At 27.1% G+C, this 26127-nt stretch carries 24 protein-coding genes, 1 tRNA gene and 1 riboswitch; of the genes, 3 read left to right on the top strand and 22 right to left on the bottom strand.

Features of this window, described 5'->3' with window-relative positions; genetic code table 11:
- Positions 1 to 67: 67 nt before the first annotated feature.
- A tRNA-Gly gene (locus Q0Y03_RS06895) sits at positions 68 to 141 on the bottom strand.
- A 149-nt stretch (positions 142 to 290) separates the two neighbouring features.
- Between Q0Y03_RS06895 and Q0Y03_RS06890 the strand changes: the two genes are divergently transcribed.
- Complete coding sequence (locus Q0Y03_RS06890; RefSeq protein WP_297713112.1) at positions 291 to 1208, top strand: aldo/keto reductase; 918 nt, start codon at positions 291 to 293, stop codon at positions 1206 to 1208.
- 226 nt (positions 1209 to 1434) lie between these two features.
- Positions 1435 to 2616 (top strand): MFS transporter, encoded by a 1182-nt coding sequence (locus Q0Y03_RS06885; protein ID WP_297713111.1) that lies wholly within the window; start codon positions 1435 to 1437, stop codon positions 2614 to 2616.
- Between the two features lie 70 nt (positions 2617 to 2686).
- Here Q0Y03_RS06885 and clpB read toward each other — a convergent pair whose 3' ends face one another.
- Complete coding sequence (gene clpB / locus Q0Y03_RS06880) at positions 2687 to 5287, bottom strand: ATP-dependent chaperone ClpB (RefSeq protein WP_297713110.1); 2601 nt, start codon at positions 5285 to 5287, stop codon at positions 2687 to 2689.
- Between the two features lie 200 nt (positions 5288 to 5487).
- On the opposite strand from clpB, the gene Q0Y03_RS06875 reads away from it, so the two are divergent.
- The gene (locus Q0Y03_RS06875; protein WP_297713109.1) at positions 5488 to 7554 is read left to right on the top strand and encodes a helix-turn-helix domain-containing protein; all 2067 of its coding nucleotides are present in this window, start codon (positions 5488 to 5490) and stop codon (positions 7552 to 7554) included.
- 343 nt (positions 7555 to 7897) lie between these two features.
- Here Q0Y03_RS06875 and Q0Y03_RS06870 read toward each other — a convergent pair whose 3' ends face one another.
- The 20 genes from Q0Y03_RS06870 to Q0Y03_RS06775 all read right to left on the bottom strand — a co-directional run bounded on the left by Q0Y03_RS06870 (position 7898) and on the right by Q0Y03_RS06775 (position 26040).
- Positions 7898 to 9157, bottom strand: coding sequence for a transcriptional regulator (locus Q0Y03_RS06870; protein WP_297713108.1), 1260 nt, complete (start codon positions 9155 to 9157; stop codon positions 7898 to 7900).
- Positions 9158 to 9173: 16 nt separating this feature from the next.
- On the bottom strand, positions 9174 to 10475 hold the full coding sequence (locus Q0Y03_RS06865; RefSeq protein WP_297713107.1) for a helix-turn-helix transcriptional regulator: 1302 nt from the start codon (positions 10473 to 10475) through the stop codon (positions 9174 to 9176).
- Positions 10476 to 10641: 166 nt separating this feature from the next.
- On the bottom strand, positions 10642 to 10824 hold the full coding sequence (locus Q0Y03_RS06860; protein ID WP_297713106.1) for a YtxH domain-containing protein: 183 nt from the start codon (positions 10822 to 10824) through the stop codon (positions 10642 to 10644).
- Positions 10825 to 10916: 92 nt separating this feature from the next.
- The gene (locus Q0Y03_RS06855) at positions 10917 to 11543 is read right to left on the bottom strand and encodes a ribonuclease H family protein (RefSeq protein WP_297713105.1); all 627 of its coding nucleotides are present in this window, start codon (positions 11541 to 11543) and stop codon (positions 10917 to 10919) included.
- A 56-nt stretch (positions 11544 to 11599) separates the two neighbouring features.
- Positions 11600 to 12559, bottom strand: a complete 960-nt coding sequence (locus Q0Y03_RS06850) for a YkvA family protein (protein ID WP_297713104.1) — start codon at positions 12557 to 12559, stop codon at positions 11600 to 11602.
- A gap of 198 nt (positions 12560 to 12757) precedes the next feature.
- On the bottom strand, positions 12758 to 13567 hold the full coding sequence (locus tag Q0Y03_RS06845; protein WP_297713103.1) for a MetQ/NlpA family ABC transporter substrate-binding protein: 810 nt from the start codon (positions 13565 to 13567) through the stop codon (positions 12758 to 12760).
- 134 nt (positions 13568 to 13701) lie between these two features.
- Positions 13702 to 14358 (bottom strand): methionine ABC transporter permease, encoded by a 657-nt coding sequence (locus Q0Y03_RS06840; protein ID WP_297713102.1) that lies wholly within the window; start codon positions 14356 to 14358, stop codon positions 13702 to 13704.
- Position 14359: 1 nt separating this feature from the next.
- Positions 14360 to 15319, bottom strand: a complete 960-nt coding sequence (locus Q0Y03_RS06835) for a methionine ABC transporter ATP-binding protein (RefSeq protein WP_297713101.1) — start codon at positions 15317 to 15319, stop codon at positions 14360 to 14362.
- A gap of 83 nt (positions 15320 to 15402) precedes the next feature.
- Positions 15403 to 15623, bottom strand: a riboswitch (SAM riboswitch).
- Between the two features lie 145 nt (positions 15624 to 15768).
- Complete coding sequence (locus Q0Y03_RS06830; RefSeq protein ID WP_297713100.1) at positions 15769 to 16056, bottom strand: DUF503 domain-containing protein; 288 nt, start codon at positions 16054 to 16056, stop codon at positions 15769 to 15771.
- A gap of 190 nt (positions 16057 to 16246) precedes the next feature.
- Entirely contained in the window at positions 16247 to 16669 is a 423-nt protein-coding gene (locus Q0Y03_RS06825) for an N-acetyltransferase (RefSeq protein WP_297713099.1), read from the bottom strand.
- 17 nt (positions 16670 to 16686) lie between these two features.
- On the bottom strand, positions 16687 to 16995 hold the full coding sequence (locus tag Q0Y03_RS06820; RefSeq protein ID WP_297713098.1) for a hypothetical protein: 309 nt from the start codon (positions 16993 to 16995) through the stop codon (positions 16687 to 16689).
- A gap of 283 nt (positions 16996 to 17278) precedes the next feature.
- Positions 17279 to 17950 (bottom strand): hypothetical protein, encoded by a 672-nt coding sequence (locus Q0Y03_RS06815; RefSeq protein ID WP_297713097.1) that lies wholly within the window; start codon positions 17948 to 17950, stop codon positions 17279 to 17281.
- 221 nt (positions 17951 to 18171) lie between these two features.
- Positions 18172 to 18723, bottom strand: coding sequence for a hypothetical protein (locus Q0Y03_RS06810; RefSeq protein ID WP_297713096.1), 552 nt, complete (start codon positions 18721 to 18723; stop codon positions 18172 to 18174).
- A 6-nt stretch (positions 18724 to 18729) separates the two neighbouring features.
- Complete coding sequence (locus Q0Y03_RS06805) at positions 18730 to 18939, bottom strand: helix-turn-helix transcriptional regulator (RefSeq protein ID WP_133015887.1); 210 nt, start codon at positions 18937 to 18939, stop codon at positions 18730 to 18732.
- 14 nt (positions 18940 to 18953) lie between these two features.
- Positions 18954 to 19403 carry a DUF2975 domain-containing protein gene (locus Q0Y03_RS06800; protein WP_297713095.1) on the bottom strand — a complete coding sequence of 150 codons (450 nt, stop codon included), beginning with the start codon at positions 19401 to 19403 and terminating at the stop codon, positions 18954 to 18956.
- A gap of 120 nt (positions 19404 to 19523) precedes the next feature.
- Positions 19524 to 20717: a putative lipid II flippase FtsW gene (ftsW, locus tag Q0Y03_RS06795; RefSeq protein ID WP_297713094.1), complete on the bottom strand. Its 1194-nt coding sequence runs from the start codon at positions 20715 to 20717 to the stop codon at positions 19524 to 19526.
- Between the two features lie 24 nt (positions 20718 to 20741).
- Positions 20742 to 22952, bottom strand: a complete 2211-nt coding sequence (locus Q0Y03_RS06790) for a stage V sporulation protein D (RefSeq protein ID WP_297713093.1) — start codon at positions 22950 to 22952, stop codon at positions 20742 to 20744.
- A gap of 387 nt (positions 22953 to 23339) precedes the next feature.
- A complete protein-coding gene (locus Q0Y03_RS06785; protein ID WP_297713092.1) occupies positions 23340 to 24716 on the bottom strand; it encodes a cation:dicarboxylase symporter family transporter in 1377 nt (458 codons plus the stop codon).
- A 71-nt stretch (positions 24717 to 24787) separates the two neighbouring features.
- Positions 24788 to 25219 carry an Rrf2 family transcriptional regulator gene (locus Q0Y03_RS06780; protein ID WP_297713091.1) on the bottom strand — a complete coding sequence of 144 codons (432 nt, stop codon included), beginning with the start codon at positions 25217 to 25219 and terminating at the stop codon, positions 24788 to 24790.
- Between the two features lie 167 nt (positions 25220 to 25386).
- Positions 25387 to 26040, bottom strand: coding sequence for an HAD family hydrolase (locus Q0Y03_RS06775; protein WP_297713090.1), 654 nt, complete (start codon positions 26038 to 26040; stop codon positions 25387 to 25389).
- Positions 26041 to 26127 lie beyond the last annotated feature (87 nt).

The following is a 26127-nucleotide window of genomic DNA, read 5'->3' as shown; positions in this document are numbered from 1 at the left end:
GAGATTCGAACTCCTGGCCCACGCCTTAGAAGGGCGTTGCTCTATCCAGCTGAGCTAAACACGCTTATGGAGCGGGTAGTGGGAATCGAACCCACCTTTCCAGCTTGGAAGGCTGGAGTATTACCGATATACGATACCCGCGCATTGACTACGTTGTTTAGTATATTATTTTTGTCGATGTTTGTCAACACTATTTTTTCATTTTTTTATTTTATTTTTTTATACCTCATTCACATATCTAAATGATATAATGTAAATGATTAAAACATTATGCGGAGGATATTATATTTATGAAAAAAATAAGTATGGCAAATGGTAATATTACAGCGTCAGAAATTGGTTTAGGTTGCATGAGAATTGCAGATTTAGATAAAAAAGAAGTTAATAATTTAATTAATACTGCCTTAGATTGTGGTATAAACTTCTTTGATCATGCCGATATTTATGGTAAGGGAAAATCTGAAGAAATTTTTAGCGAATCAATTTCTTTAACACCATCTCTAAGAGAAAAAATTATTATTCAATCAAAATGTGCTATTAGACCCGGAATGTATGACTACTCTAAAGAACATATATTAACTTCAGTTGATGGCATATTAAAAAGACTAAAAACTGATTACTTAGATATTTTATTACTACACAGACCAGATACCTTAATGGAACCAGAAGAGGTAAGTGAAGCTTTTGAAAAATTATATAATGAAGGTAAAGTTAGAAACTTCGGAGTTAGCAATCATAATTCAATGCAAATTGAATTGTTAAATAAATACCTAAAAAATAAAATTACAATTAACCAACTTCAATTTAGTATAATGCACACTGGAATTATTGATTCTGGCTTAAATGTTAATATGAAAAATTCTCCTTCTATAGATAGGGATAACTCTATTTTAGAATATTGCAGATTAAATGATATTACCATCCAAGCTTGGTCTCCATATCAATATGGATTCTTTGAAGGCACTTTCATAGATAACCCTAAGTTCCCTGAACTTAATAAAAAGCTTAAAGAACTTGCAGAAAAATATAATGTAAGCTCTACTGCTATTGCTACTGCTTGGATACTTAGACATCCAGCTAAAATACAAACTATTGTTGGTACAACAAATGAAAATAGATTAAAAGATATATGTACTGCTTCAAATGTAAATCTAACTAGACAAGAGTGGTATGAAATTTACTTATCTGCTGGTAACATGCTACCTTAGGAAAATTAAAATGTTATTAAAAATAACTATGTAATTTACGAACTATAAAATAACTTTCACAATATAAAGAATTACATTTTAACTGTGATTCTTTATATTTAATTATAATATAACTTTTTCTCTTATAATTTTAATTACCATTAACATTTGATTTTATACATTTTATAGAATACTATTTAATAGTAAGAAAAATTGCAATATTAAACAATTAAATTATGGAGGGAAAATGAAAAATAAAAATAAATCACTAATATTTATTATACTTTTAAATATGTTTAGTTCACTTGCATTTAACATGGCACATCCAGTTACCCCTATGTTTATAAATAAGCTTGGATTACCTACCTTTATGTTTGGACTATTCTTTGCCACAATGTCTATTGGTAATTTTATCGGTTCACCATTGTTCGGTACATTATCTGATAAAAAAGGAAGAATTAAATTCTTAGTATTAGGTGCAATGGGATATGGCTTAAGCCAACTTGGCTTTGGTTTTAATACTAATCCATTTATAATACTTATATTTAGATTTACTGGTGGATTTTTTGTAGTGAGCTATTTAACTACATCAATGGCATATTTAACTGACATAACAACAAATGAAAATAGAACTAAGTATATCACATACTATGCAGCTGCAAACACAATAGGTACCTCATTAGGTTCACTTCTTGGTGGTATAATAGGTAACACTAATTTTAAATATACTTTCTTTTCTCAATTTATTTTATGTTTAATTTTAGGTATCTTAGTATACTTCTTATTAGAAGAACCAACAAAGGATAAAACTCTTACTAATTCAGTAAATGATGCTCATGATAAAATTAACTATTCAAAACTTTTAAATAAAAACCTATTAATTATGTTTATAATTGTTATGGCTTTTTACTTTGCATCAACAAGTTATAACTCTAGCATTAATTATTACATAGAAGATGTTTTAAAACTTCCTCCTACCTTTATAGGTGGATTCATGGCTTTAGTTGGAATAGTTGGCTTTATGATAAATTTATTTTTAACACATTTGCTTGCAAAACACTTTAAAGAAATTAACCTATTTAAAACAATAACTATATGTATTGCAGCTTCATTATTTCTTATGGTAATATCTAAAAATGTTATCTTATTCTTAAGTTGTGCAGTTATATTTGCATCATTTGCAAGTATACACATACCATTACAACAAAGTATAATAACAAAGCTTGCTAAAGAAAATTATGGTTCCCTTATGGGAATTTTAAATTCATCTAAAGCAATAGGCCAAGTTACTGGCTCATTAACTGCTGGTTTTATATTTGATTTAGGAAATAAATTACCATTTTTAATTTCAGCCATTATAGTTTTTATAAGTTTTATAGTTCTAATTCCATTGAACTCAAACTTAATTATAAATAATAAACACTCATAAAAAAAATACTCAAGACTCTCTAATGACTCTTGAGTATTTTTGTTTTTATCTTAATTTATTTAATTTTTAATTACTCACTTTTAATTATAATTTCATCATCCTTACCATCAATTACAACATGAGATCCATAATTAATTTCTCCAGCAATAATTAATCTTGCAAGTTTATTTTCCAAAGTATTTTGAATATATCTCTTAAGTGGTCTTGCTCCATAAACTGGATCATAACCTTCAACTGCTAATATATGCTTAGCTTCTTGTGTAATATCTAAACTTATATTTCTATCTTTTAATCTGTTGGCAACTTCATTAACAAAGATATCAATAATTTTAGTAATTCCATTTTCAGATAATGGCTTAAACATTATAATATCATCAACTCTATTTAAGAATTCTGGTTTAAATCTCATTTTCATTTCATTCATTACTTCTTCTCTAACTTGTGGATCTATACCCTCTTCTGATTTATTCTCTAAAAGATAGCTACTTCCTATATTAGAAGTCATAATGATAATTGTATTTTTAAAATCAACTGTTTTACCTTTATTATCTGTAAGCCTACCATCATCTAATATTTGTAAAAACATATTAAATACATCTTCATGCGCCTTTTCAATTTCATCAAATAATATTACACTATAAGGCTTTCTTCTAACTGCTTCAGTTAATTGACCACCTTCTTCATATCCTACATATCCTGGAGGCGCTCCAACTAATCTAGATACAGCATGCTTCTCCATATATTCAGACATATCTATTCTTATAATATTTTCTTCAGAATCAAATAAGTTTCTTGCCAAAGTCTTTGCAAGTTCTGTTTTACCTACACCTGTTGGTCCTAAGAAAATAAATGAACCTATAGGTCTATTTATATCTTTTAATCCTGCTCTTGCTCTAAGTATTGCAGATGTAACAGATGTAATAGCTTCTTCTTGCCCTATTACTCTTTTTTGCATTTCATCTTCAAGTCTTAATAACTTTTCTCTTTCACCTTCTAATAAATTAGATACAGGTATACCAGTCCATCTTGATAAAACTTGTGAAACTTCTTCTTCAGTAACTTCTTCTTTTAATAAAGCACCTTCATAATTTTCCTTAACTTCAACTTCCATTTGCTCAATAGCAGCTTCTAAGCTAGGAATTTCACCATATTGAATTTCTGCAGCTTTATTATAGTCATATTGTCTTTGAGCTGCTTCAAGATTTCCTCTGGCTTCATCAAGTTTTGCCTTTAATTCCTTTAATTTTAAGATGGCTCCTTTTTCCCTATCAAACTTAGCTGTCATTTCATCATTTTTAGCTTTAAGTTCTGAATATTCTTTTTCTAAAGCTTCTAGCTTTTTCTTAGAGCCTTCGTCTTTCTCTCTTGTTAGAGCTTCTTTTTCTATTTCAAGCTGTACAATTCTTCTTCTAATTGCATCTAATTCTGCTGGAAGTGAATCTATCTCAGTTCTTATCATAGCTCCAGCTTCATCAATTAAATCAATAGCTTTATCTGGTAAATATCTATCTTGAATATATCTATCAGAAAGTTTTGCAGCTGCAACTATTGCTGAATCATGAATTCTAACTCCATGATGAATTTCAAATCTTTCCTTTAATCCTCTTAATATTGAAATTGCATCTTCAACTGATGGCTCATCAACTATAACAGGTTGGAATCTTCTTTCAAGAGCTTTATCTTTTTCAATATATTGTCTATATTCATCAAAAGTAGTTGCACCAATACAATGTAATTCCCCTCTTGCAAGCAATGGCTTAATTAAGTTACCTGCATCCATTGCACCATCAGTTTTACCTGCTCCAACAATAGTATGAATTTCATCTATAAATAGTATAATCTTACCTTCACTATTTTGAACTTCCTTTAATACCGCTTTTAATCTTTCTTCAAACTCTCCTCTATATTTAGCTCCAGCAATTAAAGAACCCATATCTAATGAGAATATAATTTTATCTTTTAATCCTTCTGGAACATCGCCTCTTACTATTCTTTCAGCTAATCCTTCAACAATAGCAGTTTTACCAACACCAGGCTCACCAATTAATACTGGATTATTTTTAGTTCTTCTAGAAAGAATTCTAATTGTTCTTCTTATTTCATCATCTCTTCCTATTACAGGATCTAACTTATGCTTTTTAGCTAATTCTACTAGATTAGTACCATATTTAGCTAATGCATCATAAGTTCCTTCTGGATCTTGAGTATTCACTCTTTGACTTCCTCTTACCTCAGATAACACTTTCATAAAGTTATCCTTTGTAACATTATATTTATTTAATATTTGTTTTGTTGGCCCATTTTTATCTACATCAATTATTGCTAATATTAAATGTTCAACGCTAATATATGAATCTCCAAATTTCTTTGCTAAATCATCAGCCTTAACTAAAACTTCTTCAACCTGTCTAGTTATATAAACTCCTGATCCATTAGCACCTTCCCCCATAACCTTTGGCATTTTATCTAAGGTATTTTTTATATCTACTAACATCATCTTTATATTAATACCCATCTTAGTAAAGATATTAGGGATTAATCCGTCTTCAGCTTCTACTAAAGCAGAAAATAAATGAATAACTTCAATTTGTTGATGATTATATTTTACCGCTGTTAAATTTGCGTCATTTAATGCTTGTTGTACTCTTAATGTCATTCTCTCAACGTTCATTCACATTCACCTCTTATTAGTATTCTTAACTTTAATTTTATTTTAATACAAAAGTCAAAGAAAGTCAAAGTAAATTTTGATTTTATTTTTAGTTTTTTACATATATAGTATACTATTTTTTATTTATTTTTTTGTTTTTAATGGTAGTTATTGTTATAATATTTACAAGATAAATCTATATAGAAATTAGAGGTGAAATTTTGAGAAGAGAATATATAAATTATCCCTTTGAATTACCCATAAAAATATCATATTTAAATATTAAAAATTATCCAACCCACTGGCATAATTCAATTGAAATAATATATGTCTTAAAAGGTTCTTTACAAATAAAAATAGATACTGATTCATTTACTTTAAACGAACGTGAGGTTGAGATAATAAATTCCGATGAGTCTCATGAAATTCAAAGTTTAGAAGATAATAAAGTGTTAATTTTCAATATAGACCCATTTTTCTTTGAAAAATATTATAAAGATATAAATAATATATTTTTCTATACTAATTCTAATGATGATGAAGATCAAAATGGATCTGAATATGAAGAATTAAAAACTCTTTTATCTCAAATGCTTTGCGAGTATGTTCAAAAGCTTGAAGACTATGATGAAGAAATAGAAGACCTTCTTATAACATTACTTTATCACCTAGTAAACAACTTCCACTATTTAACATATGAAAAGGAAGAATTAAAGGAAAAAACCGATCAATTAGCTAGGTATCACAGAATTTCAAAGTATATTTACAATAATTATAATAATAATATCACTTTACAAGAAATTGCTAAAAAAGAGTTTTTAAGTACTCACTATTTATCTCATGAGATAAAATATGCTACTGGATATAGCTTTACAGATTTAATTAACTTAACTAGAATTGAGGAATCTATAAAATTATTACTTGATAGCGATATGAGTATTTCTGAAATTTCTGATGAAATAGGTTTTTCTCATGTTCGCTATTTTAATAAAAATTTTAAATACTACTTTGGATGCACTCCTCTTCAATATAGAAAAAAATATGCTACCACTGAGAAAGAATATGATATATCTAAACAATTTGTTGAGCTTTCTCTTAATGATGCTCTTGAAACGCTTTCTTATAATTTAGAAAACTATAATAGATTTAACTTTGAAAATAAGCTTTGGAATATTCATGTTGATGTGGATAAAGTCTTAAATCCATTAGAGAAAGATTTTAAAGAATATGTTAACTTAGGCGAATCTTTTGACCTTTTAATTGAAGACAACAAAGATATCTTAGAAGAGGTTCAAGAAGAAATACATTTTGAATATGGGCGTCTCGAAAAAATGTTTCATAGTGATATGGGAGTATTTCTAGATTCTGATTTTTATAATTGGAATAAAGCAAAAGGTGTATTAGAATTTTTATCTAATATTTATCTGAAGCCTCTTATTTTGCTTGATAACTTAGATTATTCTTTAGACAAGTATATTAATATTTTAAGTAGCTTTTTAGATTATTTTACAGAACTAGATATTGTTGAAGTTTCCGACTTTAAGTTTCAATTTGATTCTAGATTATCTCAAAATATAAAGTCTAATCTACGACAGTATATAAAAAACTTTTATGAATTAGAAGTTTGTGAAATTGATTTTACATCTAAATCTGATTTAAATTCAATTTATGATACAGCCTACATGCTTCCATATATAATTCATAATACTATTTCTAAAGGTAACTCTCTAAGCTTTCTTAAGGCTTTTGATGTTCTTGAAAAAGAAATAAATATTACAAATGAGATATTTATAGGAGCTCCAGGTATAGTTAATGATATGGGAATTAGAAAGCCATCATATTATGCCTATTACCTATTAAGTAAATTAGGCAATGATATAATTGCCCTTGATGATGGATACATTGTTACAAAATCAGATAACTATTATGCTATTCTTTTATACTCTCATAATGATGATGTTAATACTTTAGCTAGTTATGAAGATATCTATCAAAAAGGTGGTATAAAAAAATCTTTTGAAAGAAAATATTCACTTAATATAGTAAATATTAAAAATTCAACTAGAATTATCACCTATGAGCTTAATGAATCTATAGGTTCCTCTTATAATTATTGGCTAGCCATGGGTTCTCCTGATAGACTTAGCAAAGAAGAAAAAGAAATTCTTCACAAGGCATCTTATCCTAAAATAGAATTTAAATATTCCAAAAAAAGTTCAGTTTTAAATATAATTACTGAGCTTAAAGGGTATGGTGCTAAGCTAATAGTACTTAAAAACATAAAATAATGTACTGAAAACACCTTTTTTAGGTGTTTTTATGCTTTTTATAAATATTGCTTTTTATATATTTAACACTTATTGTACTAAAACTAAAGCATCTACATGAATACATTATTTTTATTTTTAGGCTATACTAATAATATAAATTGTTTTTTATGAAAGGATGTTTTTTATGAGAGGACTATTTTTTAATCCATCACTATTAAATTATACTAAATCAAAGTGGTCATTTTGGATTTGGATGTCTAACCTTTTACATTTTGATAACTAAATTTTTATTATGATATTACATTAATTAATTATAATATAAAAATAGAGAAGTGATAATTATCACTTCTCTATTTTTATATTATAACTTTTTCTCAATATTTATAGCTAATGTAAAATATTTAACAGATTCCTTTAATTCTCCTAAATTATAATATAATTCAGCCATTTCATTATATCTCTTATATCTCTCTTCACTATTAGCAAATCTAAATAAAAAGTCTGTAGATAAGTTCATATACATTTCTGCTTGTATAAACTCACCTTTTTTCTGATGTAGCATACCTTTGAAATAATAACCTTTTTCTATTAGCTTTATTTCCTCAATGTCAATAGCTAAATCTAAAGCTTCTTCTGTATATTTAAAAGCTTCTTCATATTGTCTATTATTATATAATGTATTAATGCATTCTATTAGGAATTCCCCACAACCTTTTTTATCCTCTCTTGGATAAATTTTAATTGCATCTTTTATTTCTTTCATAGCCTTATTAACTTCTTGAACTTTAAAATACAATTCTCCATTCTTTCCTTTAAATTTAGCTAATTCCTTTAAATCATTTTTTTTATATTCAAAAGCCTTTTTTAAATATTTTTCTGCCTCTATCTTATATAATAAAATATTTAAAATTCCGAATTCATGATAAAAATCTCCTTTAGCCTTATCACTTAATACATTTACAAACTCTAATACCTTTTTTAAACATTCGTATGCCTTTTCAGTTATATTAATATTCTTATAACAAATTCCCTCATAAAAACATGCATAAACATAACTTAACCTATCTTCCATATAGTTATTTTCATAGATTTCTCTTATTCTTGCAAAATAACTTATTGCTTCATGGTATTCTGCTGTTTTCATAAAGAATGTAGCCATATCATTATAATAAACAATAATTTCTTCATTACATTGAGTTGATTGATATAAATCATAATATTTTGAAATCAAAAGTTGAATATTCTCCACTTTATCATTATCCATATATAACTCAAACAATATATGAGTTAGCTTTAATGCCAAATCATTAAATCCATGTTTGCATGCATACTCTAAATTATAATTTATTATATCTTCTAGTTTTTCAAATGAATAAGTACTCTTTTTTATATCTTCAACATTATATTTTATTTGATCATAAACATCTCTTACTAAATAATTGTAATCTACTTCTAATTTATTTGAGATATACCTAAGCGCTTCTTCATCTGCTTTAATTTTACTATTCTCTATGCAACTCATTTTTGAAATAGATATTTTATCTCCACATAATTCTTTTAATGTTATTCCTTTATAAATTCTAGACCTTTTAATTTTTTCTCCTGTTGATAATATCTCCATGGCTACCCCCAGATAATTAATTATTCAATATACCTAAACTTCTAAAAATACTTACACCTTCATCTAAGTATCTAGCTGCCTCTGCTTCTCGCTTAAATCCAATGTAATATTTTCCAATAAATATTGCTATCTCTGCTGCTTTTTTATTTAATCCATTTATTTTTGCTATATTAAAAGTTTCTAATAATATACATTCTGCTTCATCAAACCTTTCTTTTATTATATATAACCTATAGCATAAAATATTTTTTTCTATTATTTGTTTTATATTGCTTTCATCTATAAGATTTTCAATTTCAGAAATAACTTTTTCACACTTTCTTATTTCCTTTATTTTTATATAACCTTCACATATATTAATTAATGTTTCTATTACTTCACTATCTTTATTTTTCATTCTAATTTCTTTAGCTATTTGATAGTGTTTAAAAGCCTCTTCAAGATTATCAAATTCAAAGAATAGCTTTCCTAGATTATTTTCAACACTAGATATATTTTTTTCTTTTTCTAATTCTTTGTATACCTCTAAGGTTTTCTTTGAGTACTTTATAGCATTTGCTATATCACCTTTTTTATTATACTCTTTTGATAATAACATCAATGCTTTACCGTATTCTTCTCTATTTTGAACTTGTTCAAATTTTTGTTTAGCTAAAAAAGTATAATCTATAGATTTATTTATATTATCAATTTTTAAATAGCTTTCAGCCATTTGATAATATATTTCTCCTAAAATAAAATCATTTCCAACATTATTATCTAAATATACTTTCTCAGCTTGTTTCAAATAACTTGTGGCAGAATGATATGCCTTTAGGCTTAATGTTATTTTCCCTAAATTTAAAAATGTGTTAATAATTTGCTCATAATTATTTCTTTTTATAAAAATTATATTTGCTGATAAATACAATTGTTGTGCTAAAACTAATTCGTTCTTTTCTTTATAAATATTAGCTCTCAAAAACAAATTTCTAGCTTTTCTATATTCTAAGTTATATTTTTCTGCATAATATAAAGCATTTTCTATATACTTTTCTGCACTTATATAATCACTATTTAATATATATGTTTCTGCCATTTGCTCATAATACATACATATCTTTTCTGCTTGTGTTTCTTCTGACTCCATTAAATATTCCACAGAAGTCTGAAGTGAATTTGCTAAATACTCCAATAAATCCATAGATGGATTTGATCTCCCAGACTCAACTAAACTTATTTGCCCTGGGGTAATTCTATCTCCTGCTAAGTCCTTCAGTGTCATTTCTAATTCTTTTCTACATCTTTTAATTTTTTCACCTAAAGTAAGTATCTCCATCACATAATCTTTCCTTTACCCACATTTGTATAAATTCCAAAACTTTCTTATATACTTTCCATTATATCATATAAAGTACCAAAAAAGTATATTTTTTGAGTATTAACTTCAATTGTACTTAAAATAATATAAAAACTGCTATAGAATTCTATAGCAGTTTTTAATACTAATTCATATAATCTAATAAATTATCATAGGCATCTCCAGCGGCACATCTAAGCTTTTTACTCGTTCTCCTAATATTTCTTTGAGTTTTTCTATCTAACTCCGGCAAAACCATCATTCCAATTGCCATTCCCAAAACAGTACCTATTGCTAAACTCTTAATTACTTTTCCCAAAAATAACACCTCTTTATATTAATTTATAAAAATAGTATGTGTATTTTAAAAGAAAATACTCGTATATTATTTTAACTATAACTTAATCTTTTCAATTAATTTCATATACCAAGAGCTTCTTTTGCTAGCTTATCAGCTAAATCATTATACTTATGCCCACTATGTCCTTTTATTTTCTTAAACCTTATCTTTACTTCATTCATTTTACTTTGCATAAATTCATTATATTCAACAGTAATTCTGTTATTTCTCTTCCATGTTCCAAGTGCCCATGATTCAACACCTTGATAATCATATGCTATAGTAATTTCTTTAAAACCATTCTCAATAGCATATTCTACTGCCATCTTTGCTCCTAAAACTTCTCCTGAAACATTTCTTAATGAAACAGCTTCTTTGTCAAACCCCTTACCTTTATCTTTATATATTATCTCACCATCTTTAACAGCTACTAATCCATAAGAATAATTTCCTTTATCAACTGAAAAACTTCCATCTACATATATAAATAGTCCTTCCTCATCTTCTATTAATTCCTCAGACATTTCCGCTGTCTTACCTTCTGAATTTAATGCAATAAAATTAATAGCATCCTTTTCTGTAGTAAAACTTTTGTATATAGCTCCTTTGAACCCTATAACTTCTTTTTTACATTCTTCCCAAGATGTAAATATTTTAGGCGCTCCTGATTTTCCCTTATAAACAGCATAGTACTTCAAACTAATCATTCCTTCCCATATGCTTAATACTAATCAACCTGTCTCATTTGTTAATCCTTTTATTTTTAAACTGATAAAACCTCTTCCATCACTCTATAAATACTATCTATATTTTTAGCACCAGTAAAGTTAGTTGCATATTCTATTGCACTCTTAACAACTATTAATATATCATTATTTCCTTGCCAATTTTCCATTATTATATTTAATGGAACATCTGTCATTATAACATTTAATGCAAATATTCCAATTGCTATATCATCAATTTTACCTACAAATGGCACTTTATCTGGTATTAAATCACTTGGAACTGTAATATATGCAACTGCTGCTGATATAACAAGCTTAGTTTTCATACTTACTCTCTTATCTTTAAGTAATCTATATATTAAGGCAGCTATATCCGGCAACAGGAATATATAATCCTTATACTTTTTAGCTTTTTCTGGTAACTTGCCACCGACTTTTTCTCTTCCTTTAGTATAACAATCTTCAGTCTTATTTATTTCCTCTTTGTCAAACTCAACCTTATTTTCTTTTTCAAAGTTTATAAGCTCTATTTCCTTCTTTAATTCTCCAGCTAAAGATAACTGTATATTTCTTAATTCTACATTTAGAGCTCCATATGTACAATATATACTATGAATATCAAAATCTACATATGGAATATCCTTTAATAAATATTTATACTGTATTATAACTTTACCATCCTTATAGCTTATTCCCATATCACCTAAAGATTTTAATGCAAATTTCAATGCAATTTTTCTTAAAAATGATGCTATTCCTATATTAAGAATCTTAAATCCTGTAACTTCTCCTTTTATTAATCCATCTTCCATAGAAATTAGTTTAAACCTACACTCAAACTTTATAACAATACCTTTAGTAAATGAACCTATTATCCTTATATCTTCTTTTATTTCTATATTCTCTATATTAAGTTCTTTTATTGATACAAAATCATTATATATACTTAATAAATCTTCTCCAGTTAACCCAACATTAATATTCGAAATATTCATAGCTTGTCCCTTTCTCCTCTTTAATATTTATATATGTAATATTTTTCTATATCATTTATACATAATATACAGTATACTTCATATACTAAAATTTTTAAAGGTAGTATTTCCCATCAATAAAATATAAAGATTAAGGTCATTGCCTTATACATGCAATGACCCTAATATACTATCTTCACTTTTTAAAAATTGTTTATACTAAAAAGCTGGAATTACACTTCCATCATATTTTTCTTCAATAACCTTTCTAACATCCTCTGAAGTTAATGTTTCAGATAATACTTTAATTTTATCACTATCTTTATTTTCTTTCTTAACAACTAAAATATTAGCATATGGTGAATCACCAGATTCAATAGCTAAAGAATCTTTTACTGGATTTAACTCTGCTTGTAATGCCCAATTTGTATTAATTACAGCTGCTTCAACATCTTCTAAAACTCTTGGTAATTGTTCTGCTTGTAATTCTGTAATTTTTAAATTCTTAGGATTTTCAGTTATATCTTTAACTGTAGGTAATTCAGTATCATTTAATTTTATTAAGCCATTATCAGCTAATAATTGTAATGCTCTTGCTTCATTAGATGGATCATTGGGCACCGCAATTTCAGCCCTATCAGCTATATCTGAAATATCTGAAACCTTTTTTGAATATAATGCCATTGGTTCTATATGAACTTTAACTGTATAATCTAAATCATATCCTTTTGCATCAACTGATTCTTGTAAATAAGGTATATGTTGAAAAAAGTTTGCATCTAAAGATCCTTCATCAACTGCAGGATTTAATAAAGAATAGTCATCAAATGTTTTAACTTCAAGTTCATACCCTTTCTCTTCTAATAATGGTTTTATATATTCTAAAATCTCTGCATGTGGTACTGCTGTGGCTCCAACTACAATTTTCTTATCATCTTTTGAAGAAGTATCCCCTTTACTTCCACAACCAACTATTGATAATGCTAAAACTCCGCTTAATGCTATTGCTAATATTTTTTTTAATTTCATTTTTGTTTCCCCCTAATTACTTTAATACATAAAACTTTTACTTTATTTAACTTTTAAATTACTTTAATTTAAACTTCTAAACTTTTTATAACTCTCTGTATATTAATCCCCTTAGTTATTACTTATTGCTTTTATTATTTTAGTTTCCTATACGCTAAATTACCTGCCCCTTGTAGTAATTGAACAATTATTATAAGTGTTATTACTGTATATGTCATTACTGCATTATCAAATCTTTGATATCCATAAGTTAAAGCTACCGCTCCAACTCCACCTGCTCCGACTGCCCCTGCCATTGCAGAATATCCAATTATTGATATTATAGATAATGTTATACCTGATATAATCGAAGGCATTGCTTCTTTGACCATAACTTTAAAAATTATTTGAAAATCTGAAGCCCCAAAAGATTTTGCAGCCTCAATTAGCCCCTTATCAACTTCCTTTAAAGCTCCTTCTATTACTCTTGCAATAAATGGAGCTGCCCCTATGGTTAAAGGAACTAGTGCTGCCGTTTCTCCTATACTTTTTCCAACTATAGCTCTAGTTAATGGAATAATAGCTACAACTAAAATTATAAACGGAAAACTTCTTAAAGTATTAACTATAAATCCCAAAATTGAATTAATGATTTTATTAGGTTGCAATCCTCCTTCATCAGTTACAACTAATATAATTGCTAATATAAAACCAATTAATGTAGCTAATATAGTTGATATACCAACCATATATATAGTTTGTCCTAACGCTTCTATTAATATATCAGTAAAAAAACTTAAAAACTTCTCCATTTTATATCACCTCCCATGGCATATTTTTAGATGTTAAGTATTTTATAACTTTATCTTTTTGATTTTCTTTTATATTAATAACTAATGAACCTAAAACATCATCTCTAAATCTCTCTAATTTACCCCATACTATAGAAAAATCTATATTTAGTTCTCTTGCCATTGCCGTAATTATGCTATCATTTGAATTATCCTTTGGAAAGAATAATCTAATATTAATTCCTTCATTTGGTAATATCTCTTCTTCACCAATTAAATCTTTTAATGCCTTAGAATTTTTTAGGAACAACTCTTCTGTTTTCCCAACTGCTATTACTTCTCCCCCTTCCATAATAGCTACTCGTTGACAAATCTCTTTTACAACTTCCATTTGATGTGTAACAATAATTATTGTAATACCTAACTTTTCATTAATATCTCTTAATAAAGCTAAAATAGATTTTGTTGTATTTGGATCTAATGCTGATGTAGCTTCATCACATAAAAGAATATTAGGATTTAAAGCTAGTGCTCTTGCTATTGCAACTCTTTGCTTTTGCCCACCACTTAATTCTCTTGGTTTACTCTTTTTCTTATCAGATAAACCAACTAATTCTAAAAGTTCTGAAACTCTTTTATCTATATCAGCTTTAGAATATCCCCAACATTCTAATGGTAAAGCTACATTATCATATACATTTCTTCTTTCAAGCAACGAAAAATGTTGAAATATCATCCCCAAGCTTTTCCTAAAACTTCTTATGGATTTATTTCCCACTGCCTTCACTTCTTGATCTTCATTTACTAATATGCTTCCTTCATCATATGTTTCTAAACCATTTATACATCTTAATAATGTAGATTTTCCAGCACCACTATGTCCAACTAATCCAAAGACTTCTCCTTTTTTTATTTCTAAGGTTATATCTTTTAAAACTTCTACATCATTAAAACTCTTATACACATTATTTATTTTAATCATGGTATCTCCTCCTTATTTTAGTAATAAAAAAACGCACTAGAGAATAAACTCAAGTGCGTATAAAAATCACATATTAATTTACTCTCTCATCACTCAGTTAAAAACTGCAGGAATTAGCACCACATAAAATAATTAAGACGCTTACGCTCGTTAAGATTTTTCACTATTTAAGTAGCCTACGGCTATTAAGCTTTAAAATTTAAATAGTTAATTTAAATTTTCACTAAGTGAAATCTTACTTTCTTAATTACTTATAGGTTGCCGGGTTTCATAGGGCCAGTCCCTCCACCACTCTTGATAAGATATAATATTTACTTGTTCTGTGTCATTGATATAAATATATATCAATTTAACTACTTTGTCAATAATTCCTTTTAAAGTTTTTTATTGTAAAGTTATTATTTTTTCTTTTATAAATTATTTTTCTAAATTATGAAAAAAACTTATTTTTAATAATCAATAACCTCTTCATCTATTTTTACTAATTCTGCATCAGTATTATCTTCCACAAAATCTAGTATTTTTTCCTTTAAAGAATATAATACTTCTTTTGTAGTAGCTACTGATGTAATTCCTATAACAATTTCCTCATGAATATCTTGATGATCAACTTCTGAAACTGATACATTAAATTTATTTGAAAGACGTTTAGTTAAGCTTAATACTATCATTCTTTTTTCCTTTAATGACTTTACCCACCCTGCTCTAAATTCTAATGTCATTACTAATATTTTCATATTACACACCTCAACTTTAGTTTTCCATGCTAATTTAATACTATACTAATATTCTATCCATCTTATTTTCAAATATTTCTACTATAGTAACTTTAATTATATATATTTTTACTTTAATTTTATCTCTTTTTATAATTTCTTTATACAAAACTATAAAGGACGGTAAAACCGCCCTTTGTTAATTTAGCTTTTAACTAAAAACCATCTCATATTCTAGTTCGTTTGTATCTTCATTATTTTTTTCATTTACTATTTTAAAATTATTTTTAAGATAAAAATTTATTGCGTTTTCATTCTTAGCATAAACATCTAATTTAAGTTGTTTATATTTAAGCTTAATATACTCTATTAATTTTTTACCAATTCCTTCTCTTTGATATTCCTCTTTTACAAAAAGACCTGCAATGTATCCATCTTCAATAATCCCTATAAATCCTTTTATAATATTATTTTCCTGAAATATATAAACCTTAGCATCAGGTAATAAATTTTTAACTAAATCAAAATTATTAATCCAATACTCTTTTTTTATAAAATCATGAGCATTTATATTAGTTTCAAGCCAAATTTTCATTATCTCATCTAAGTAATCTATTTTAAACTCCTTTATCATATTCTTTCCTCCATTTTTTAAAAACTACTTATACTTTCAATTAAATTTATAAATTCACCTTCATCCTTTTTATCAAGGAATATATCAATTAGGGTTTTAGTGGGCATTTTATTATATCCCTTTTTACCATTTATAAAAATATCTGATAACTTATCTCTAAAACTCTCTTCATCATCTTTTAATTGTTTAATAAGCTCTTCTATTTCATACTCGACTAAAGCATCTATTATATTATTTCTTAATGCTTCATTAAAACTTTCTGCAAATATTCTTTCTTCTTCACTTAAGTCTTGAATATCATTATTTAATAATTTAAAAATGTTCATAGTGCTTCCACTCCACTTTTTATCTCTTCTAATGTTTTCTTTACTAAATTTTATACTTCTTTATTTTTAAAAGTTACGATACTAATTTACTCATTTCTAAAATCGTACTTTCCATGTTGATATTAGCTCTTTACTTGGACTAAAAAACTCCTTTAGAAATATAATTCCTCCTATAAGAAGACCTAATATAAGTAACCCTAATATAAATGCTATAGTTGATTGAATTTTAATTTTTTTATTATTTTATTATCCTCATTCATATACTTACCCCTCATACTTTTTCTTAAAATATATCTTCTACAATATAAATTTTATTTAAATTAATATCTAAAATCATATATATTTTAGAGTTATCTTCTTTCATACAATAGTAGTATTTAAAATTACTATTATAATTAGGATAATTCTCTTCAGGCACCTTTAATTTTTTTAATATCCTTACCATATTAATTTCTATACTATTATTTTTATCTTGCCAATCTATTACATCATTAATTTCTTCTAAATTTTCATACTTAAATATAGAGTATCTTTCACCATCACCATTAAAACTTGGACCACTATCTTTATAATAAATTTCTTCGTAATTTCTCGGCAAATCCAGATTCCAATTCATATTAATTGCATGAAAATAACGCTTTTGTTCTTTTGTTATTATTACAGATGATATTAACATAATAACTGTAATTGTTCCTATTATACTTACTAATCTCCAATAATATTTTTTCTTTTTTAATAACACTCTTATAAAGGATATAATGATAAGTACTATAAAAATAAATGTAATTAAAGCTGTAAATAATATAGTATTAATCCATATTGATAATAACCGAAAATCATTTTTTGACAACTTAGATTCTACAAATAAATGAACTGCAAATACACTTAAAAATAATGTCATAAAAATACTTAAAATAAACTTCTTATTGTTTTTCCTTTTATTCTCAATCCCCAATTAATACTCTCCTTATTTCCTAATATTGATTTTACTCTTAACAAAAACAGAAATTACGCTTGCTAAATACTTCTTAATATCTATTTCCTCTATAACTTTTCTCTTTTTTGTTTTTTTCCAATATAAATCAATTTCAATAACATTACTCTTCATTTATTTTAGATAGTACTATATAAAATAAACTATCATCGAAAATCGAATATATAAATTCAACCTTTATATTATTTAAAGTTTATTACTTCACTTTCCCAACCTCCTCCTAATCCAAAGCTATAATTAATAATTACTGTATTCTCATTAATCCACTGAAGTTTATATGCTTCATTTGAAAAAGGTCTAAATCCATCATCATTTGAAATTTCACCCTCTATCTGCTTAATAAATATTCCATACTTTTTCTCATAAACATCACTCCATCCTGATAAAAGAAATGTCTTTTCTTCAACAACTAAAGTATTTACTTTATTAGGAGATTTAAAAGTAAAATACCTATATTCACTGTAAAGCATTATATAGCCAAAAATAATCATAGGAGTTAATATAACAATAGCTAAATTATATATAACTTTTACCAATGTTTTATTGTTATAATCAAAAAACATCATAGGTAATATTAAAATAAGCATTAATAATCCTAAAACAATAATATTAGGACCAATATTAAATAAACATATCTTTAATCTAAACAAATAAAATATCAAGTATAGAATTACTTCTAAACTTAAAGCTATTGTCCATATATACTTTAAATACTTTTTTCTCCCATTTCTCATTTTCAATTACTCCTCATCACTTCTATACTCTAAAATATCTCCTGGCTGACAATCTAAAGCCTTACAAATAGCATCTAAAGTTGAAAATCTAATTGCCTTTGCTTTGTTATTCTTGAGTATTGATAGATTTGCCATAGTTATTCCAACTTTCTCTGAAAGTTCTGTTGCACTCATCTTTCTCTTTGCCATCATAACATCTAAATTTACAATAATCATTTAGTTTGCTCTCCTTAAATTGTTAAGTCAATCTCTTCTTTTAACTCTATTCCTTTTACTATAAGCTCTCTAACTACTGATGTAATAATAAAAACCATTAAAGTTGCAATAGTAACTACAATAAATACCAAATTGCGATAAATAAATATAATTCCTATTAAATAAATAACAAACTCAATTAAAGAATAAATACTTATTCTCTTTAATCTTTTTAATGTATTTATATTTAAATATGTATCATTAAGTAAACTTTTAGATAACTTCATAACCTCAATTAATAAAAGTAAAAAAGGAATTACTGTTATAAACAAAAATGTACTTATAAATCTTGGCACTTCTGTAGTAGCAAAGTTTAAATAGTACCACCTAGTAATCCAAGGTATACATACTCCTCCAATTCCTGTAATACAAACTGCTAAAACTGACAGTATATATAATATTTTTCTGAATATATTATTCTTCAATCTTAATCACCTCATAAATATTTTATATTACACTTTATATTAAATCAAGAAATATTTATTGTTATACGATAAATATTTCTTGTTATACAAAATAAAGAGGCTGCTTTCACAACCTCTTTATTAAATATTCATTTTACTTTTTATTATTCTTTCTTCAATTTCATCCTTAGGACTTTTGCACTGTCTTGATATATTTAACAATACTCCCATGGCAGCCAAATTAAATACTAATGAAGTTCCTCCATAACTTATAAAAGGTAACGGAACACCTGTAACAGGCATACTTCCTGTAACAACAGCAATATTAATTATAGCTTGTACTGCAATAACCGAAATAATTCCTGTTGCTAAAAGCTTACCATATCTATCCTTTGCCCTGGATGCTACTTTTATTCCTGCTACTATTAATATTACAAATATTGAAATAACTACAATACATCCAATAAGTCCTAACTCTTCACCTATTATAGCAAATATAAAATCATTATGTGGCTCAGGCATATATAAAGCTTTTTGCTTTGAATTTCCTAAGCCTACACCAAATAATCCTCCTGAACCTATAGCATAAAGAGAATGTATTAATTGGTACCCTTCATCGTTAGCATATTTCCAAGGATTTAAAAAACTTACAAATCTCTCCGTTCTGTAATCCGAACTAAAAATACCTATAGTTCCTGCAACTCCACCAATACCTATTAAAGCAACTGTTTGCTTAAAACTCATCCCTGATACAAAAATCATTATAAATGCAACAAACATTATAATAGATGCAATACTTAAATTATTTTCTTTATATACTAAGCCAGCAAATAAAGCTGCTGAACCTAAATATACTAATGGAACCTTCCAAGTTTTACTTACTCCCCCATACTTATCTATCATCATTGCCAAGAAAAAAACTATAACATATTTGGCAAGCTCTGATGGTTGAAAGGAAACCCCAGCAATCCTTAACCAACGTGTAGCACCATTGATATTACTTCCCACAAGCAAAACTGCTACTAAAGCTACTACTGTAACTAAGTATGCACCTACCGTAAATCTCTTCCATGTATGATAATCTATTAACATCATAACTACTAATGCTACTAAGCCTATAGGAGCCCATGTAAGTTCTTTTTTCAAAAAATAGAATACATCTTTATGTTTATAAAGTGCATCATAATAACTTGCTGAAAATACCATAATTATTCCTATTGCAACAAGTGCTAATACAGAATATAGTATATATGGATTTACAGAGTTTATCTTAGACTTTCTTTTTAATTTTTTCCCACTCTTTCCTTTTTTTAACCTTTTAGCATTACTATTCATATTCTTTTCTCCAGTATACAATATTTAATATTCATATTCTTTTTTTAATGTTATTGTAACTTTTGTTCCTTTTACAACTTTATTTCCATTAGCTATACCTTGAGAATCAACAATTCCCTCTCCTTTAAATTCATATACCAATCCAAGATTATCTAAAACAGAAGTTGCAAACTCCTCAGTAGTCCCTTTCAAATCTGGCATTATAATTTCTTTTTCCACTTGTCCACTGTCTTTAGCTGTAATGGAAATAGTAGTTCCTTCTTTTACTGTTGAACCTGGATAAGAATCCATTGAAATAATAGTTTTTCCATTTCCCTTAACTTCAGCTTCCAAACCATTTTCCTTTAATATTTCTTTTGCTTCTTCAATAGATTTTCCTCTTACATCTGGAATTATTACATTTTTATAAATAGAAAATCTTTTCTTAGCAAGTGGTGAATCCATATATTTAAATACTTCTTCGAATAATTCCTTCATTAATGGAGCAGCAACTTCCCCACCATAATAAGCTCCATTACTTGGTTCATCTACTGCTATAAATACTGTTATTTGTGGATTTTCTACTGGCGCTAAAGCAATCATCGATGATATATATTTATCTGTTGAATATGTTCCAGTTGTAGGATCAACCTTTTGAGCCGTTCCTGTCTTTCCTCCTATATTATAACCTTGTACAAAGGCTCCATCAGGTCCATCTTTAGTAACTGTTCTCTCTAAATAACTTCTAAGTAAAGCTGTACTCTCATCAGATAATACATCTTTCTTTATTGTTGGTTTTATAGTTTCATCAATAACTCTATTGCCACTTTCATCTTCACGAGAAATTTCTTTTACTATATGTGGCTGAATAAGATCTCCCCCATTTGCAATTGCATTAAATGCTGTCATAAGTTGCATTGTTGTAACTGTATTAGTCTGTCCAAACGATATAGTAGCTAAATCAATTGCAGATACTGTATCACTTGATTTAACTATTCCTGATGCTTCTCCTGGTAAATCAATACCTGTTGTCTTTCCAAATCCTAATTTATATATATATTCATTTAAATTTTCAATTCCAAGTCTTTCACCAATTTCCATCATTCCAACATTACAAGAATTCTTTAAAACTTCTGCTAAAGTTTGTGTACCATGTCCTTCATGCTTCCAACAATGAACAGTAGTGTTTCCAAATTTAACTGATCCATTACAAACAAATGTATCAGAATCACTAACTACACCTTTTTCTAATGCTGCAATCATTGTTACAGTTTTAAATGTTGAACCTGGCTCAAAAGTATCACTTACTAACCAATTCCTCCACATATTTTGTATTTTATCATTATCAGTTTCACCTTCAAAGCTTTCATATCCTGAAAATGGATTATTGGGATCATAATCTGGCTTATTTACCATTGCTAATACTTCTCCATTATTAGGATCCATAATAAGTACATGGACACCTTTAGCATTATGTTCCTCTAACCCTTTTTGTGCAATTTTTTCAGCTATATACTGTAAATTTTCATCTACTGTTGTTATAACATCACTACCGTCTATAGCTGGAGTAAACTTATATGTATCAAACGGTAACCTATTTCCCCAACTATCATAAGATCCTATTTTCATACCTGCAATTCCAGCTAAATAATCATCATATTGTAATTCTATACCTGTTAAGCCTGTTCCTTCTGAGTTAATTCCACCTAATGCACTTGCTAAAAAGTTTCCATTAGGATAATATCTTTTTACATCTCTAGAAACTATAAGTCCATATATCCCCAATTCATCAGCACTATCAGCAACAGCTTTAGTAACTCCTCTAACCAATGGTGCATAACTAGCGTCACTTCCATCTGAATTTTTTCTGTTTAACGCTTCAAGAACTTTATCAACCCCTACACCTGTCACCTCTGAAATTTCAACTGCAATATCATCCATAGTTAAATCCTTGTCTTCTATATGATTCCTAACTGAATCTAAGTCAAAGTCTATTCTATATACATTAGCAGAAGATACTAGTACTGATTCATTTCTGTCTAAAATGTCCCCTCTTTTAGCTGTTACACTAATTTCCTTTTGCCATTCCGAATTTGCCTTTGCCTCTAATGCTCGTCCACTTACTAATGTTAACCATACTAATCTTAATACAAGAAATGCTAATAGACAGAATACAATAATTGAAACAATATATAATCTACTTTTATAGCCAATTGTTTTTTTCTTTTTTTTATATTTTTTATTTTTATATTCCATATTTTTGTCTCCTATCATAATGCTTAATTTTAATATCTCTTTAAAAACAGAGTTATAAATTTAATAAAGTAGTTTAGCTTTAAAAGAGTAGATTCTAATTGAATAGATGAACTTATATCTTGCTTTTAAATAAAAATTTTTTTCATAAAATCTATTAATTATTAATAAATTATATTTTACTATATTTTTGTTTATATCAAAAGATACTAAGTCTAAATATTATCTAATTTGTGATAAAATTTTATATAAATTTCACATAGATGAATATATTTTTATTATATTTTATATAAATACCCTTATTATTTCCTTTTCTTAGCTAAATAAAAAGTAGCCAATTATACTAAATTAATTTATCTAGTATTAAATTAACTACTTTTGTTTCATGCATTACTTTTTATTTAGCTTTTCTTTATCTATTTTATTAAAACTTTTTCCTACAGCTACTGCTGTAACCATTGTCCCATTTACGTTTAACATTGTACGTCCCATATCTAGTATAGGATCAATTGCTATTATTCCTCCTGCTAATGGGAAGTATGCTCCCATGCCCATTCCTGATATAACTACTGAAACTGCCATAGTTGCACTACCTGGTAAACCTGCAATTCCTAGTGAACCAATAACTATTATTACTATAAGCATTCCATAGAAGCTTATATCCATTGTTGTTCCTGACATGTTTGCTAATGTTACAGCCATTAATGCTGGATAAATAGCTGCACATCCATTCATCCCCATATTTGAGCCCAAACTTCCTACAAATGAAGCTATTCCATTATCTACACCAACCCCATCAGTTAATGTTTCTATTGTAACTGGTAATGTTCCTAAACTTGAACGAGATGTAAAAGCTAAAATCAATGGTTCCATAACTTTTTTCAAGTATTTAAATGGACTAATACCTAAAACTGCAATAATTATTAAATGTATAATAAATACAATACCTATACTTACATATAGAGCTACTATAAATCCAACAACTTCTTTTATAGCTGATAAACCTCTTCCAGCTATTGTATTAGCAAGTAATGCTACTACTGCATAAGGCATAAACTTTATAACAGTCATTGCAATACTAGTAATTATTTTATAAGAACCATTAACTAAATCAGTTACAGGCTTAATAACATCACTATATTTTTTATTTAATATTTTCATAGAGTTACCAATAAATGCTGCAAAAATTACTACTGCAACTACATTACCTTCTGCCATTGCAGATACTGGGTTTGATGGAAGTAATCCTCTTAAAGTATCAACTACTGGTGTTATTTCTCTTATTTCACTTGTACTCTCAACTACATTTGCTGAAACTCCTAGTTTAAATAAATTACCTACTATAATAGCAACAATAGTAGCAATAGTCGTTGTTCCTAGTAATATAAGTAGTGATCGAGTTGTTAATTTCCCAAGATTTTCTCCTGCCTTCATATTAATAATAACTCTAATTATAGATACAAATATTAAAGGTACTACAAGCATTTTTAATAAGTCCATAAACCCATATCCAATAAGTCCATACCACTTATTCACTTCATTAATCCACTGAACATCCTCTGGGTTATTTGGGAATCCTGCTACTAATTGAATTATTATTCCTAATATCAAACCTACAATAGTTGAAACTATCATTCTTGTAGAAAACTTTACTTTCTTTTTAGCCATAACATTTACTCCAAATAACACGACTACAAGAAGAATAATAAAGGCTATTGTCTTAAAATTTGTTATCATTATAAAATCTGATAAAAAAGTATTATTCATTTTTTCCTCCTATATATTTATAAAAATCAACATATATATTACATCAAATTTATAACTTATACTAGCTTAAATTATATATAATATATAATTTCTTCTTTTTCTTTTCTATATTGTTCAACAATATATTCTAATGTTATTGAATCAAAGTAATCATTTATTTTTTTATTGATTTCAATCCAAATAACTTTATTTACAAACCTTTCCATATCATTTGAATTATCATCACTTATATCTACAAGAAGGGACTCACCTTCTAAAGCTCTTAAAACCTCACCTATTGTAATTTCGTTGGGACTTTTTGATAAATTGTATCCCCCTTGTGCTCCCTTCCTTCCTATTATTAAGCCTGATTTTCTAAGTAATGAAAATATTTGTTCCAGATATCTTTCAGATATTTCTTGACGTTCTGATATAGCTTTTAAAGTTACACTTCCACATTCAGAATTAATTACTAAATCAATTAAAGCTCTAATTCCATATCTTCCTTTAGTAGAAATTTTCATAAATTCACCTACTTTCAACACTTCAATTTCCTACTTTTCCTATCGGTATTATGTTTATAATATATCTTTTTTTATACTTTGTCAATATTTTTTATCATTTACATTAAAAGCAAAATAGATATATAAGCTAATCTCATATATCTATCTTGTCAAAAATTTATTTGCTTTTATACTATTAATAACTCCATTAATTCAATTGGATTTTTGATTATATAATCTGCACCAGCTTCTCTTAACTCTCCTTCACCTCTAAAGCCCCATGAAACTCCAACTGATTTAACTCCTGCATTTTTTGCAGTATTTACATCTACATCAGAGTCACCAACATATATACATTCACTTTTTTCAACATTTAATAATTCCATTACTTCATAAATAGTTTTAGGATCTGGCTTAGTTGGATGATTTGGTCTTTGCCCATATGTTATTTCAAAAGCATCTCCAAAATATCTTCTAACAACCCCTCCTACAAATTCATGTGGTTTATTTGAAACTATTGCAATTTTTATATTTTTATTTTTTAACTCTTCTATCATTCTTATAATACCATCATAAGGTTTTGTCATATCAACCATATGCTCTTCATAATACTCATCAAATAATCTCAAAACTTTATCTATTAATTTTTTATCTTTTTTATACTTATTTGGTACTATACGTTGAATTAATTTATATCTTCCATTTCCTACGAATCTAGTATAATCTTTTACATCATGTTCTTTAAACCCACAACTTTTTAATGCATAATTACATGCATTTGCCAAATCCTCTAATGTATCTAATAATGTACCATCTAAATCAAAAACTACCGCTTTAACCATTCTGCATTCTCCTATACTATTTTCTTGTAAAGTAACCTATTATAAACCAAAGCTACATCAATTATTATTTTATCATACTTTACTTTG

The sequence above is a fragment of the Clostridium sp. genome (assembly GCF_026168755.1).
In the GTDB taxonomy this organism is placed as follows: Bacteria; Bacillota; Clostridia; order Clostridiales; family Clostridiaceae; genus Clostridium.
Note: the sequence above shows the minus strand (reverse complement) of the source record. Positions and strands in the feature narration are given on the sequence as shown.